General features: G+C 42.4%; 11 protein-coding genes, 4 tRNA genes and 1 pseudogene. 4 read left to right on the forward strand and 12 right to left on the reverse strand.

Features of this window, described 5'->3' with window-relative positions:
• The 11 genes and pseudogenes from ACQKCP_RS06110 to ACQKCP_RS06160 form a co-directional block, all read right to left on the reverse strand.
• Nucleotides 1-74: pseudogene (locus tag ACQKCP_RS06110) on the reverse strand (hypothetical protein); the annotation flags it as partial.
• A 278-nt stretch (nt 75-352) separates the two neighbouring features.
• On the reverse strand, nt 353-670 hold the full coding sequence (locus tag ACQKCP_RS06115) for a DUF6122 family protein (protein WP_427611684.1): 318 nt from the start codon (nt 668-670) through the stop codon (nt 353-355).
• 209 nt (nt 671-879) lie between these two features.
• Nucleotides 880-954 (reverse strand) — tRNA-Thr (locus ACQKCP_RS06120).
• A 103-nt stretch (nt 955-1,057) separates the two neighbouring features.
• A tRNA-Gly gene (locus ACQKCP_RS06125) sits at nt 1,058-1,131 on the reverse strand.
• Between the two features lie 84 nt (nt 1,132-1,215).
• A tRNA-Tyr gene (locus ACQKCP_RS06130) sits at nt 1,216-1,299 on the reverse strand.
• A gap of 67 nt (nt 1,300-1,366) precedes the next feature.
• Nucleotides 1,367-1,442, reverse strand: a tRNA-Thr gene (locus ACQKCP_RS06135).
• Between the two features lie 192 nt (nt 1,443-1,634).
• A complete protein-coding gene (gene trpE, locus ACQKCP_RS06140; RefSeq protein WP_427611685.1) occupies nt 1,635-3,131 on the reverse strand; it encodes an anthranilate synthase component I in 1,497 nt (498 codons plus the stop codon).
• A 174-nt stretch (nt 3,132-3,305) separates the two neighbouring features.
• Complete coding sequence (locus ACQKCP_RS06145) at nt 3,306-4,550, reverse strand: FHA domain-containing protein (protein ID WP_427611687.1); 1,245 nt, start codon at nt 4,548-4,550, stop codon at nt 3,306-3,308.
• Between the two features lie 157 nt (nt 4,551-4,707).
• Entirely contained in the window at nt 4,708-5,559 is an 852-nt protein-coding gene (locus ACQKCP_RS06150; RefSeq protein ID WP_427611688.1) for an RsiV family protein, read from the reverse strand.
• 202 nt (nt 5,560-5,761) lie between these two features.
• Nucleotides 5,762-7,357: a peptide chain release factor 3 gene (locus tag ACQKCP_RS06155; RefSeq protein ID WP_057758477.1), complete on the reverse strand. Its 1,596-nt coding sequence runs from the start codon at nt 7,355-7,357 to the stop codon at nt 5,762-5,764.
• 205 nt (nt 7,358-7,562) lie between these two features.
• Complete coding sequence (locus ACQKCP_RS06160) at nt 7,563-8,465, reverse strand: hypothetical protein (RefSeq protein ID WP_427611689.1); 903 nt, start codon at nt 8,463-8,465, stop codon at nt 7,563-7,565.
• Between the two features lie 268 nt (nt 8,466-8,733).
• Here ACQKCP_RS06160 and ACQKCP_RS06165 point away from each other — a divergent pair, with 268 nt between their 5' ends.
• The 4 genes from ACQKCP_RS06165 to ACQKCP_RS06180 all read left to right on the forward strand — a co-directional run bounded on the left by ACQKCP_RS06165 (nt 8,734) and on the right by ACQKCP_RS06180 (nt 13,896).
• Nucleotides 8,734-9,147 (forward strand): Ohr family peroxiredoxin, encoded by a 414-nt coding sequence (locus ACQKCP_RS06165; RefSeq protein WP_057758473.1) that lies wholly within the window; start codon nt 8,734-8,736, stop codon nt 9,145-9,147.
• A gap of 265 nt (nt 9,148-9,412) precedes the next feature.
• Complete coding sequence (polA, locus tag ACQKCP_RS06170; RefSeq protein WP_427611690.1) at nt 9,413-12,391, forward strand: DNA polymerase I; 2,979 nt, start codon at nt 9,413-9,415, stop codon at nt 12,389-12,391.
• Nucleotides 12,392-12,766: 375 nt separating this feature from the next.
• Nucleotides 12,767-13,225, forward strand: a complete 459-nt coding sequence (locus tag ACQKCP_RS06175) for a hypothetical protein (RefSeq protein WP_290178122.1) — start codon at nt 12,767-12,769, stop codon at nt 13,223-13,225.
• A 287-nt stretch (nt 13,226-13,512) separates the two neighbouring features.
• Nucleotides 13,513-13,896, forward strand: coding sequence for a hypothetical protein (locus ACQKCP_RS06180; protein WP_102094622.1), 384 nt, complete (start codon nt 13,513-13,515; stop codon nt 13,894-13,896).
• 113 nt (nt 13,897-14,009) lie between these two features.
• Here ACQKCP_RS06180 and hemH read toward each other — a convergent pair whose 3' ends face one another.
• Nucleotides 14,010-15,029 (reverse strand): ferrochelatase, encoded by a 1,020-nt coding sequence (gene hemH / locus ACQKCP_RS06185; protein WP_102090514.1) that lies wholly within the window; start codon nt 15,027-15,029, stop codon nt 14,010-14,012.
• Nucleotides 15,030-15,058: the final 29 nt, after the last annotated feature.

Consider the following 15,058-nt stretch of genomic DNA (forward strand, 5'->3'; position numbering starts at 1 on the left):
TTACCATGGTCAACGTGTCCGATTGTACCGACGTTGACGTGTGGCTTGTTACGTTCAAACTTGGCCTTTGCCATGGGTATTTCCTCTTTTTTTGGTGAATGATCAATAAAAAGCTGTTTAATGGCTCATAATAGAATTAAATCATCATAAACCTAGCTATCAACCGCACGAACCACTGCTTAAACAATGCTCCGAACTAATTCTTGTATCCGTTATTATACGCTGACTTGTCTTAAATAGTCATACATCTCTCAATTGAAATCAACTTTTCTCTAACTAGTAGATATACAGCTCGATTGATTGTAATCTTTCTTATAACCGTATAATTATCTTGATATGCAAGGTCGCGATATTAGCTGACCGACATCATCAAACAATCCGTAAAATCCGTTAACATATGGAACAGCAATCCTATTCCAATGATATTAAGAGGCTTACGAAGAAAGAGTAAAACAAAATACACTAGCATCGCATAATAAGTATGTAGCGGATGGAAATTAATGCTACATCTACTTGCTTGAAATATTGGGTTTGCTACCAGATGATCTATATCAACCAACATAGTCGCAAGCAAAATCAGATATGCTTTTTTCCACTCTTTTTTAAAAAACGCAATCGCGATAAAAAGAGGAAAACCAAAATGCAAAAAATAATGTATTAATGTCTGCATACTGACCTATTAGTTTTAGTCTTCTCTATATAAGACCATCAAAACCAATATTTATTAATATACTGACAGCACTAAAAGGCAACACCTCAGTGTCACCTTTGAATCATTGTCTACCGCACTACTGTTATATATTTCAATATTCTATAATTTCGATATCGACGCAAAGTTATATAAATAGCAAAACAAGCATAAAAGGTATAAACAATAAATGGAGCTCATATCGAGAATTGAACTCGAGACCTCTCCCTTACCAAGGGAGTGCTCTACCGCTGAGCTATATGAGCGTATGTTAAAACCTTTGAGTTGCACTAAAAAAAATATCACGATGCAGCAATAATTACTGACTCTCGTGATGATTTATTGTTATGCTTTGCGATGGTGTATATATGGAGCGGGTGGCGGGAATCGAACCCGCGTCATTAGCTTGGAAGGCTAAGGTGTTACCATTATACCACACCCGCATTTACTCTTATTCAGGATAACTCTAATTGAGAGTTATGAGATATAGAGAGTATGCTTGGCGCTATGACAAACTTTAGAAAATATGGTGGTGGGGGAAGGATTCGAACCTTCGAAGCTTTCGCGACAGATTTACAGTCTGTTGGGTTTGACCGCTCCCCAACCCCACCTTAGGTTGCTTTGAACAAAAATGACTTACATTTAAGACAAATTCATAAAAAGCTACTTTAAGAGAGATGGTGCCGACTGCCGGGATCGAACTGGCGACCTACTGATTACAAGTCAGTTGCTCTACCAACTGAGCTAAGTCGGCTTGTTCTCTTAAAGTGGTGGCTATTCTATCAAATTTTTTGAGATGCGCAAGTACTTTTTCATCTTTTTTTAAATTAATTTGATATAAATATTTAAGTTACTGATTAAGCTGGTTTTTTTATAAATAAAAATATGGCAATAAATTGGCTTTTTACTTGCAGCCTTTATTTTTGTCATATCACCGGCCATTTAATTAGCGAATACGCAAGCCATTACAGGCCATTTCTACCGCTTTTATTAGTGCTAATGCTTTTTTATTGGTTTCATCCCATTCTTTTTCTGGAACAGAATCAGCAACAACCCCTGCTCCGGCTTGAATATGTATCTCACCACGGCGCATCACCGCAGTACGGATAGCAATGGCCGTGTCCATATTACCATTCCAACCTAGATAACCAACTGAGCCACCAAACACCGTTCGACGTACTGGTTCTATCTCATCGATAATTTGCATAGCGCGGATTTTGGGTGCACCCGATAGCGTACCAGCTGGGAAAGTGGCACAAAACACATCTAGTGCATCTTTGTCAGCTCGTATCGTACCCTCAACATTGGATGCAATATGCATCACTTGTGAGTAGCGCTCTATAAACATCTTTTCTGTGACTTTGACACTGCCATACTCGCAAACGCGGCCAATATCATTGCGACCCAAATCAATGAGCATCAGATGCTCGGCCGTTTCCTTCTCATCATTTAGCAGCTCTTGCTCGAGCGCTAGGTCTTCAGCCTCATCTCGGCCACGTCGCCGTGTCCCTGCCAACGGCCTTACCGTTACTTTGCCATTTTCGATACGGGATAGGATTTCAGGAGAAGCACCGATAATATCAAAGCGTTTGTGATCATCGAGTGTATAGCCATGCACTAAAAACAGATACGGTGAAGGGTTTAGGTAGCGAAGCGCACGATAGACGGCTAGAGAGTCGCCTGTATAGTCCGCTGTCAAGCGCTGCGCTGGCACTACTTGCATGACGTCACCTGTGGCAATGTAATCCTTTATTTTATCGACATCACTACAGTATTTTTCAGCACCTGTTTGCGATATAAATTTAGGCGTAGGCATTACAGGTGCGCGCAAGTTAGACGGTTCTGCTAGCTTTTCCTCGATTTGTTCTAGCTCGCGAATAGCTGAACTGTAGCCATCCTCAGACTGGCAATCAGCATAGACGATGATTGATAGCGTATTCTCTAAATTATCAAATACAATCACGCTCATCGAAAGCATCAGCCACATATCTGGCATCGACATTGGATTGGGCGCATCAGATAAGCCGACACTTGGCTCAATAACACGTACCATATCATATCCAAAGTAACCGACTAGACCGCCACTAAAGCTCGGCATCGTCGGCACATCTTCAGCGGTTGGCATTTGATATTGCGCCATCAGCTCACGCAGGTAATCAAAGGGATTCTCTACTGACTCTGTATCAATATGATCGTTTCTTTTAGTCGTCATATTGCCATCAGCGTACTGTAAAATCAGATCACTACCCAATCCAATCATGGAGTATCGCGCCCAGCGCTCACCGCCTACCACAGACTCAAACAGATAGGCAGAGCCATTTAGATCACGTACTTTGGAGAATACAGATACGGGAGTCTGCGCATCCATCAGACGCTTTTTTACCAGCGGTGCGTGACTAAAGCCCCTATCTCTAAAAGCTTGATATTCTTCAAAAGTCATCATAATAGCGCTCTCTTAGCACCTTATAGGCAATAACAAAACTATAAGCTGCTCTATAAAATATAGCGCCAATATTCGCTAAAATATCGACGCTATAATGAGTTATTTGTTTAAAAAACGGTACGCACACAAGGGCCTCTGTCAAAAATTACGACAAAGACTTAGTGTAGAGTTGAATTATGCACCGCCCATATTAAACAACCATAAGGCCAAACCGATAATTAGAATGGTCACAAATACCCATATGAACCAGCCGCCGCTCGCTTTTTTCTCTACATGACCTGCATGAGCAGGGTTGCTGATTTCTTGATCCATCGCATTATTGCCTTCGGTACCAAGATCGCGCGGCTGCCCTAAATTAGCCGTGCCTGAAAACTGTGCACTAGCTGCTTGTTTGGCTTTTAAAACTTCAGGGTCAGCTTCTTCTTGTAACTCTGTTTTTGTTGTTTTGTCGTGTTCGTCTTGGACTGCTGGCTCTTCTACCACTGGTGCGCTATCAGTAAATGCTGCCTGTAATGGCTCTGTAGACGTCACAGCCTCTGCTTCAGTTGCCGTAGGTACAGATGCGTCAGTTACTACCTCTGTGGCAACTGGCGTTTCTTCTACTGGCGTAGGCGATGCTGCATCCGCGTCAGATAGCACTTCATCGATACCTGTTTCTTTGACAACTGGCTCTGTAGCAACGGCTTGTTCAGTAGCTAGCTCTTCAATAGCTGGTTCTTCAAAAGCCGGCTCTTCAATAACTGGTTCAACGGTTTCATGCGCAGGAGTGACTGAGTCTTCGGTCATATCTAAGCCGGTATCTACAGGTAAAGGTTCTACAGGTAAAGGTTCTACAGGTAAAGGTTCTACAGGTAAAGGTTCTACAGGTACAGTATCATCTTTAGCAGGTAACATTTCTTCAATACCAGTTTCTTTAATCACTGGCTTATTACCTGTTTGCTCTTTGATTAGATCTTCTTCAAGAACGCTTTCCTCAACTATTTGCTCTTCGGTCACAGGCTCACTAGCAGGAGTTTCTGGCACGGCAGCTGTGTCAGCATTTTCATGTGTATCTGCTACTGGCTCTTCTGTGACTACTGGCGCAGCAGATGCCTGTACTTGAAAGCTAAAACTTGCAAAGCCAAGCGTATCATCTACTTTTAAATGACTAGATTTATTGCCTTCGATACGTTGCTCATTGATAAACGTGCCATTAGAAGAATCTAAGTCCTTCACATACAACTGACCATCTAGCACACTGAGCACTGCATGGTTGCGAGAAACCTGCTTACTACCTAGCACTACGTCGTTATCACTACCACGACCTATAGATAAGCTATCACTAACTGTCAGTGTCAGGTCACCTAGCGCTTCCGTCAATGCATTTAGCTGCCAAGTTGTACTTGCTGCCGTATTCATACTATCTGTCTCGTTTGTCATGTTATAACTCCTTATTTTTCTATTGAATATCCAATGATGCTAAAAATAATAACTCTAAAATATTACTGCCAATTTATGATAAGTATTGTCGCTATTTCTTTAATAATATTTGCCTAGTACGGTTTATTAAGTACTTTCCTCAAACACCATACAGCATTTACTTTGGTATAAAGTGAGGCTTTATAACTTTGTCGAGCTTACTATACGGGATATTAAGGACAGGCATACCGTAAGCATATGGACCGATAGAATAATGCTGATAACGAATGCTAACGCCTGTATCTGTCAAAGTCACATTATCGCTCAACGTAAATGGCCAGTTTTTCTCATAACTGCTCACGTCTTCAGCAACCGTTTTAACCCATCCTTTATACGCATCATAGGCAAGCGCCTCAAAACGAGGTTTTTGCCCTGAGATAAGCATGTCGTCAAGCGTGACCTGCTTTTTGGTACTTGGGTCAAACACTAGGTACTCGCTATAAGGCATACCATGTGCACCGCCAGTATAGACATAGGAGCTAATCTCAAACAGTTCAAAGTCATCGACATGACCTAAGTAATGAAGCGCTACCATCAGATTATAACCCCACGACACATCATCAGGCATATCTTGGAATTGCGAGCTCACAAAGCTATCAAGAGCATCCGTAACTTCTTTTTCGCTGCTTTTACCCTTGATAGGTGCTGACTCTGTCATTTGACTATTGACGACTAAGTTATCGATACGGGCATTGGCAATCTCATCTATCCAGTTTTGACTGCTTTTAAGATATTTAACTTCAATCTCTGGACAGTTATCACGCTTGTCACATGTCTCTTGTATATTACTGGGTAGTCGATACGGTAGATATTCAGTGCTACTAAGAAAGCTTCCTGCATTTACCGACATACTAACGGCACTTAATAATAGGCTGCCAGTCAACATAGCAATTGAACGTCTCTGGCTTACCTTTATCGAAAATAGATCAGCCGATATAGATTTATCATCAGTTTGAGTCGTAGTGTGCATATGTCCTCTTTTACAAATATAAAATGCCATTCAATATTCTACCGTAACAATTGCAATGTATTGTAGGAAGACTGTTCACGTTTTTGAGGTGGTGTAAGCGAACGGTTATCTGACTCTCACTATTTGAGTCGTAAACACAGGCAATAAAAAAGACACGGCTGGCGTGTCTTAATCAATAAACGATATAAGCGTATAAATAAATTTAATGTTCGCGAGTGCTACTAAAGGTCACTTCTGGGTAGCGGTCTTGCATCAGCTGTAGATTAACGCGTGACGGCGCAAGGTAAGTCAGATAACCGCCGCCATCTAATGATAACTGGTCATGGGCTTTTTTCTTAAATTTCGCCAATGCTACTTCGTCATCACAATGAATCCAACGTACTGTAGCTATCGATACTGGCTCAAAGGTACACTGAACTTTATACTCTTCTTTTAGACGATGCGCGACCACCTCAAACTGTAGGACACCGACCGCACCCAAAACCAAATCATTATTAATCTGCGGCATAAAGACCTGCGTTGCGCCCTCTTCACTTAATTGTTGAAGACCTTTTTGCAGGGCTTTTGATTTAAGCGGATCTTTTAGTACCACACGGCGGAACAATTCAGGGGCAAAATGCGGAATACCCGTAAAGCTCAACTCTTCGCCTTCAGTGAAACTGTCACCGATAGAGATGGTGCCATGGTTATGCAAACCAATGATATCACCTGGATAGGCTTCTTCTAGCGCCTCTCGGTCACCTGCTAAAAAGGTTAGAGCATCGGCGATACGTACGTCTTTACCCAGACGTACATGCTTCATTTTCATACCCTTCTCGTACTTACCAGAGCACACTCGCAAGAACGCAATACGGTCACGATGACGCGGATCCATATTAGCCTGAATCTTAAAAACGAAGCCTGTAAAATCTGTCTCGGTGGCTGATACTTCACGCTCAGTCGTTGGATGGGCTTTTGGCGGCGGTGCATATTTGACCAAGGTATCAAGTACCATGTTTACCCCAAAGTTACCCAATGCTGTACCAAACAATACTGGTGTCATCTCGCCAGCCAAAAATGCTTCAACACTGAACTCTTCTAGCGCCATCTGTACCAGCTCAAGCGACTCTTCGAAAGCGTCAAACATTAGCTGTCCTAGACGCTCACGGATATCTGGATAATCGTAGCCTTCTCGAGTCTCAGAGACCGTCATCTTGCCGCCATTACCTTTTTCATAAAAGTAAGTTTTATTTTCGGTCAAATGATAGACGCCAATGAAGTCTTGACCCATACCGATAGGCCAAGTCACTGGGATACATTTGATTTTTAGAACGGCTTCGATTTCGCTAAGCAACTCAAGCGGCTCACGAATCTGACGATCTAGCTTGTTGACGAATGAGATGATAGGCGTATCGCGCATACGACATACTTCCATCAGCTTGATGGTTCGTTCTTCGACACCTTTTGCACCATCGACCATCATCAGCGCACTATCTACTGCGGTCAAAGTACGGTAAGTATCTTCACTAAAGTCGGCGTGACCTGGGGTATCTAGTAGGTTGACCATATGGTCTTTATACGGAAACTGCATGACAGACGTCGTAATCGAGATACCACGCTCTTGCTCCATGCTCATCCAATCTGAGGTTGCATGACGATCCGTCTTACGGCCTTTTACTTCGCCCACTACCTGAATCGCTTGACCCCATAATAGGAGCTTTTCGGTCATGGTGGTCTTACCCGCATCGGGATGCGAGATAATGGCAAAGGTGCGGCGCTTAGCAACTTCTTTGTTTAATTTCTTTGGATCTACGCTCATAATTTTCAGCTTCAACAGTTATGTGATTTAGAAGTGACTCTAAATAAATAAAATAAATAATGGGCGTATTGTAGCGGATTTAGCATCAGGGTGCAGAATTAGCGTATAAAAAAACACGCCCCGTTATTTAAACGAAGCGTGTTTTTGGGCTTTTTAATTGCGATCATCTTGCTTAATTAGCACGACTAATAACCATCAATTCATCTCAATAGTAGCGTTCGATTTGCTCAGCCAAGAAGTCGCCAGCCACCTCATTAACAATTGTACAATCAACTACGTCAAAACGGCTGTCTGTATTCGGGTCGGTGCTACCTTTGGCGACATAGTTTGCCTCATAGACGTCCTTTCCGTACTCAACACCGCTATATTCATAAGCAGGCTGATCATCGTATTCAAAAAACATAACTTGCGCGGCTTGTTGCTGATTGCCTACGCCAACGCCGAACTGAGAAGTTCTATGATCTCTATCCGCACTAAAGCGGGTTTTGGCCACTTCAATCCATCTCTCTATTGAGGCGTAACCAGTCTTGTTTTTCTCATTAAATGCCAAAAACGAACGCTCACTGGTTACCACAGGGATATAACAAACCGACCCTTCAGGAAAAGCAACATTGGTCGGAATTTCAGAATAGTTGTTTAAGTCGGTAATAATACCGTATCTATTGTTCACGTTTGTACTAGCAACATAGCTGTTCGCACGCAGCCCTGATAAGTTAAGCGTCTTATAAGTGGTTTGGTAGTCTAGCTGGTTGTTGGTGTTTTTTTCATAAATGGGACGTTTGACCGTCCGATTATTAACCTCGATGTCTTTATTTTCAAGTCGACCCTCGAAGTCATCTGCTAGCACGGTTCTGTCTAAATCATTCAGGCTTTGATTGCTATAACTGTTGATGAGATTGGTTGTTTTGATCTCGCGCGCACCAGTACGATACGTTTCATCAATTCGCGCAATTGCCGTAGCATTGGCTTTGCTATCATAACTATTAGCAAAGCTTGTCAATGTAATCTCGCTACTAGCCGTCCCATAAGCGCCGTCTTCTTCTTCGCACCCCATCAAAGCAAGCGTCGTCAAAAAGCAAACACTAGGTATCGCAATCCATCTATTCATCAAACAATGTCCTTATGATTCAGATTTCTGTTATCTGTACTGATAACGTATATATGGCTCATTACCGCTATTGTACCTCTTTGACGACTGTACGATAAGCTTGTAAATCTAAAAACGAATAAAACTGTGTCCGAAATCCCATTTACAAACTAGCAGTATATATTTACTCTCTATGCACTGAGCTGCGTGAGCGATTTGTTATGCTAAGTTTCATATTAAGATTTACCACTTAAATATAAACATAAAAACTCACAATAAAGGATGTGTCATGAAATCTCTATATTCTACCAAATCTACTGTTACTGGCGGACGCATGGGTACAGCAACCTTAAGCGATAGTGATCTTGAAATCAATATGGTACCACCAGGCGGTAATGAAAAAGGTAATAATCCTGAGCAATTGCTCGCTATGGGTTATGGTGCTTGTTTTGATGGCGCTTTAGGCGTAGTCAAAAAAATGGAAAGCGCAACATTTGGCTCAACTGTTGAGACCTCTGTAGACTTATTACAAGGTGACAACCACGAATATAAGCTTGCCGTAAAAATCCACGTTATCGCTGACAATACAGACCTATCTGCTGACGAGATTCAAAAATTGGTCGAAAAAGCGCATGAAGTATGCCCATATTCGAAAGCGACCAGCGGTAACATCGATGTCGAAGTCTCTTCAGAAGTAAAATAACGTATTCAGAGACTCGTTATCAACGTCTATTGAATGACAAGTAGTCGATAGTTATTCCCTTCTAAAAGAACTCAGTTTATCTGGGTTCTTTTTTGTTTTTAGCAATTTATTTATTGTAGAAATGGAATATCGAAAACTCAGTGTAGATTTCAATGAAAAAGAACACGATAGAACATCTCGTAACGGTTAAGCAGTTCGGCACGCGCTGATTTTATCGTTATAATAAGCGTATATATTTTTATCTAATAGCTGATAAGTGACTTTTATGACTGATGACATAGCCGACAATACTACCGATAACGACCACAACTCTCACCAAGCGCTTGACCCAAAAGCATTACCGAACTTCGATACCATGCCTAACGTGGCGCTGATGGATACCAGTCATGTAGACAAAGATCAGCCGCCTTTTATTTTGGTTGATGGCTCCTATTATCTGTTCCGCACTTATCACGCCTTACCAAAAACCATGCAAAACTCGCAGGGCTTAATCACCAATGCGATACGCGGTACACTCAACGCACTACTAAAATTGATGCGTCGCTATCACCCTACTCATATGGCTGTCTGCTTCGATACCAAATCACCAACTTTTCGCCATCATATGTCTGCTGATTATAAAGCCGCTCGTCCACCCATCGATATCGAGCTGGTAGAGCAAATTCCTTATATTCATCGTTTGGTCACTGCCTTAGGTATTCCACTGTTGCGTATCGAGGGTGCAGAGGCCGATGATATCATCGGTACACTTGCCCATCGCGCTGTCGAACAAGGCCATCATGTAGTCATCTCAACAGGTGATAAAGACATGATGCAGCTGGTCAATGACTGCGTGATACTAGAAGACAGCTTTACAGGTAAAGTCACGGATACACCAGCAGTAATCGATAAATTTGGTATTAACCCAAATCAAATGATCGATTTTTTAACGCTAATGGGTGATGCCTCTGATGGTATCAAAGGCGTACCTGGTATCGGTAAAAAGACTGCTAAAGACCTACTCGTTGAGTACGGTGATATCGAAAATATGCTTAAGCATATTGGCTTTATCAAAGGTCGCGGAGCGAAAGGTCTAATTGAACACGCCGACGATATTCCTTTTAATAGAAAGCTGGCTACCATCGTTACCAACTTAGCCATCGGTCAAGATTGGAATGACCTAAAAATCAATACTGACCCTTGTGCGCATATAGACGAATTGCGCGACTTATATAATGAGCTTGAGTTTAGAAATGAGCTGGCATCGCTTGATCACCCGAATCACCCTGCTAATGGCTCTAAAAGTGTTGCTGATAGCCAAGCCAATACTGAGTCACAGGCACAGGTGGCAAAATCGCTCCAATCAACCAAGAGCGACAGCATCAAAGACAGCGCTAACCATGATAAAGCGTGGCACACTGTACTCGACGAGCCAGCGTTTGATAGCTTGGTCGAGTTGTTAGAAACTGCTCCGCACTTTGTCATTGATACCGAAACCACTAGCGTTCATTGGCGTGATGCACAAATTGTCGGTTTATCTTTCGCGTTGCAAGCACACGAAGCCTATTACATTCCGCTTACGCATAGCCTAGAAGGTGATGAGCTAACTGCCAAGCAACTTGATCGCGATACAGTTTTAGCTCGCTTAAAACCTGTACTAGAGAACCCAAATATCGGTAAAATCGGTCAGCATCTAAAGTATGATGCGCACATCCTCGCTCACTATGATATCGATCTAGTCGGCACCATACATGAGCAGCCAAATAACTGGGCAATGGACACCATGCTTGCCAGCTATGTCATCAATGCAGCAGCCACTCGCCACGGTATGGACGATTTGGCACGTCATTATCTACAAACGCAAACCATCAGCTTTGAAGATGTGGCAGGTAAAGGCGCTAAGCAAGTTACCTTTGACCAAGTGGCCATCGATATCGCGAGCGACTATGCGTGTGAAGATGCCGATATCACCTATCAATTATTTGACGTGTTCAGCGTTGAGCTGGCTAACGATGCCAATAATGCCAAATTACTACACGAGCTAGAAATTCCAACGGCAGAGATACTTTGCCAAATGGAAGCGCATGGCATTTTGATTAAACGTTCATTCTTGAACGAGCTATCAAAACGCTTCGATGAAGAAATTATCGCCTTAGAAAAACGCGCTTATGAAGTAGCTGGTGAAGAGTTCAATCTTGGCTCTCCTAAGCAGCTTGGTGAGATGCTATTCGAAAAGCTAGGCGTCGCTGGTGGTAAAAAAACCAAGTCTGGTCAATACTCGACTGGTGAGGCGGTACTATCAAAAATCGATCATCCATTGGTCGATATTACGCTAGAGTATCGCGGATTATCTAAGCTCAAAAGCACCTATACTGATGCGCTGGATAATGTCGCGGATAGCGAAACCGACCGTGTACACACTAGCTACCATCAGGCATTAACGAGCACTGGTCGTTTGTCATCGACAGATCCTAACTTACAAAACATCCCGATTCGTACTGCGACTGGTCGCTTGATTCGTCAAGCCTTTATCGCGCCAGAAGGCCGCGTTATTTTGGCCGCCGATTATTCACAAATTGAATTACGTTTAATGGCGCACTTCTCAGGTGATAAAAACCTAACCCACGCCTTCAACGAAGGATTAGATATTCACGCGGCCACCGCTGCCGAAGTACTTGGTAAGGATGTCGCAGACGTCACTTCAACCGAGCGTCGTAATGCTAAAGCCATTAACTTTGGTCTGCTATACGGGATGAGTGCCTTTGGACTTGCCAAGCAGCTACAGATGAGCCGCGGCGAGGCACAAGACTATATCGATATGTACTTTGAGCGCTATCCAGGCGTCAAAAACTATATGATCAATACGCGTGCCAGCGCCTACGAGCAAGGCTATGTCGAAACAATATTGGGCCGTAAGCTCTATACGCCTGATATCAATCATAGTAATCGTATGGTCAAGCAAGGTGCTGAGCGCGCAGCGATTAACGCGCCACTACAAGGCTCTGCTGCTGATTTAATCAAGCTTGCTATGATTGCCGTTGATAAAGTACTGCCAAAAGAACAAGCCAAAATGCTGCTACAGGTTCACGATGAATTGGTGTTCGAAGTAGATGCCGATAAAGTAGACGAAGTTAGCCAGCTGATTACTGATGCTATGCAAGATGTATTGACGACTACAGCAGTAGAAAAAGGTTGGAACGTCGACTTTGCAGTACCCTTATTAGTCGAGACTGATAGCGGTCAGAACTGGGATGAGGCGCACTAGACATAAACTGCCATTAACTGCCATTTAATCAAGCATGTAAGGCACGACTATTTATATATCTTGCAGATATGACAGTTTTTGATAACTGATACTACAATAAGTCATTATATATTGTTTATATTAACAATCACTTATGACCAGTTAGTTATATTTCATAACAGTAATATCTAGGTACGGGGTTTATAATAGGTCATCTATTAAACCCTAATTATTCAATATTTTTTGCTTTAAAGTGAGCCTTTGGGCTCACTTTTTTGTTTTTAACACATTCTTTTTGATACGCAGGAGCCAGTTATTTTGAGTTCAGATGGCATCATTGAAGTCCCTGGCATTATACTTTTGATAATATGCCTATTGCGCAGTTCACAATATGTTATGAAAAGTCATGTCAAACAAATTAAGGCTTTTTGGCTAGCAGCCGTACTTATATTTGTCTCTGTCATTCGTCGAGAGTTGAACTATCTACCAGACTTACTGGTTCCAAGCGACTTTTCGATGCTTGGTCAATCTTATGACTGGTGGGAGGACAGCGTCCTTACCGTTATCTATCTCGTCGCGCTTGGGTTGCTAGTCTACTCGAGGCATTACCTATGGGCAGTGCTAAAAAACGTGCCAGTTTCGCTCTATCTTAGCGTTACTGTACTGGCTATCATTCAGTACATGGGCGAGAACGCTATTATGTTCCCGCATACATTTGGTGAAATTGTCGAAGAGCTGGCTGAGACTGCAATTTATGGTATTGCCTTGACCTATTTATGGCGATTTAAACTGGCTGACTATGAGTCATGTCTGGTACAGAAGTTAAATTATAAGTTCGACCACGCCAATAATTAAAACTATAAGTTCGATTATTTATGTAGCGATCTGGCTATCTTACAAAGATTTAGTAGAAATTTTATAAATAATTACGGCTACTCATCTTGAGTAGCCGTTTTGTGTTCTAATCATCGTCTTACATTTTTTGAACATCCTGTCACACCTTACTACTAGTGAAAAGTTGATTAAGCGTACAAACTGAGAAGCATATTATTTACATTGCAATGAGCGATGCTTTAACAAGTCAGCGCGATATCTTACTTCTAATGATGGCGACATCTAATAACTACAATAAGGAATTACTCATGGAAAACTCAAAAAACCCACTACCAGAAGAGATGGATCATATTGACGGTAATCGTCGTGACAATAATGACAACGTCGATAACTTAGATAATTTAGATAACAATAATCAGGATGAACAAGACAACCAATTGGTTGATTTGGACAATCCTATGCTGCATACCATCGATAACGATGATGTGATCGATAATAGTGCGGGATTCAATAATTCAGAAGTCGGTAGTGATGCGACCCAAGGACTAACACCTGCGCATCGTCAAAATATCGATGAGTCTCGTGTCGATGAGATTTTAGTTCAAGACAACCTTGATGACAGTGATTATCCAGATGCGATGGATATTGTGGATAGAGAAGCGGCCGAACGTAGCAACGATGATGATTTTTAGCACTTAATACGATTGTTGACCTACCCTTCTAAACCAGAAAAGCACGCTTAACTATATTAAGCGTGCTTTTTTATTCTACTATTCAACTCACCAATACAAATACGCTCGACTAACTAAACCCAGCCATCTAACGTGCCAGCCCAACCTTTTACCAAAGGTAAGCTCAACGCTTCAAGTAATTCAATATGTGTCTCATCAAGGTTTAATGCAGGGATATAATGATACTCTTGCCCGCCAGCATTAAGGAAGTTATCACGGTTTTCAATGGCTAGCTCTTCTAGTGTCTCTAGACAGTCTGCTGAAAACGCCGGACTAATCACCTGTACCGAGCGCACACCTGACTTACCCCAATCTTCCAACACCACATCGGTATATGGCTTGACCCACTCTTGCTTACCAAAGCGGGACTGAAAGCTGATAATCCACTCATCTTCTGTTAGGCCAAGTTCATGCGCCACTTGTGCAGCGGTACATTTACAACGTTTAGGATAAGGATCGCCTTTATCGGCATAAGGCTGCGGGATTCCATGAAAACTAAACATCAACTTTTCAGGCTTGCCATGCTTCTCTTGAAAACGGCGAATAGAGTTGGCCAAAGCTTGAATATATAGTGGATGGGCAAAGTAGTCTTTGACAATCGTATAATTTGGCAAGTTGCGTTGCTTGAGCGTCCACTTCGTCAGCGCATCATATACGGCACCGCCTGAAGAAGCAGAGTACTGCGGGAACAATGGCAGAATGACAAAGTGATCAACCCCTTCACCACGTAGCGCGTCCATGACGTCAGGCAAACCCGGATTACCATAGCTCATCGCAGGGTGCACAGAGACACGAAAGGGTGCCACACTATCGGCCAAACGTGGCTCTAATAGCTCAACTTGGCTTTTTAGTATTTTACGAATCGGTGAGTCACCTTCCCAGATACTGGCGTAAGCCTTTGCTACGCGCTTAGGACGACTTGGCAAGACAAATAGATTCAGAATAATAGCCCACAGGAATTTGGGAATCTCAATCACTCGTGGGTCTGACAAAAACTGTTTAAGGTAGCGACGTACGGCAGGTGCCGTTGGCTCATCTGGTGTACCAAGATTCACTAACAAAACGGCAATACGTGGGGGCAATTTAGGTTTCATAGCAGCACTTTATTAGCAGTAAGTTATTA

Source organism: Psychrobacter sp. NPDC078631 (assembly GCF_050268165.1).
In the GTDB taxonomy this organism is placed as follows: Bacteria; Pseudomonadota; Gammaproteobacteria; order Pseudomonadales; family Moraxellaceae; genus Psychrobacter.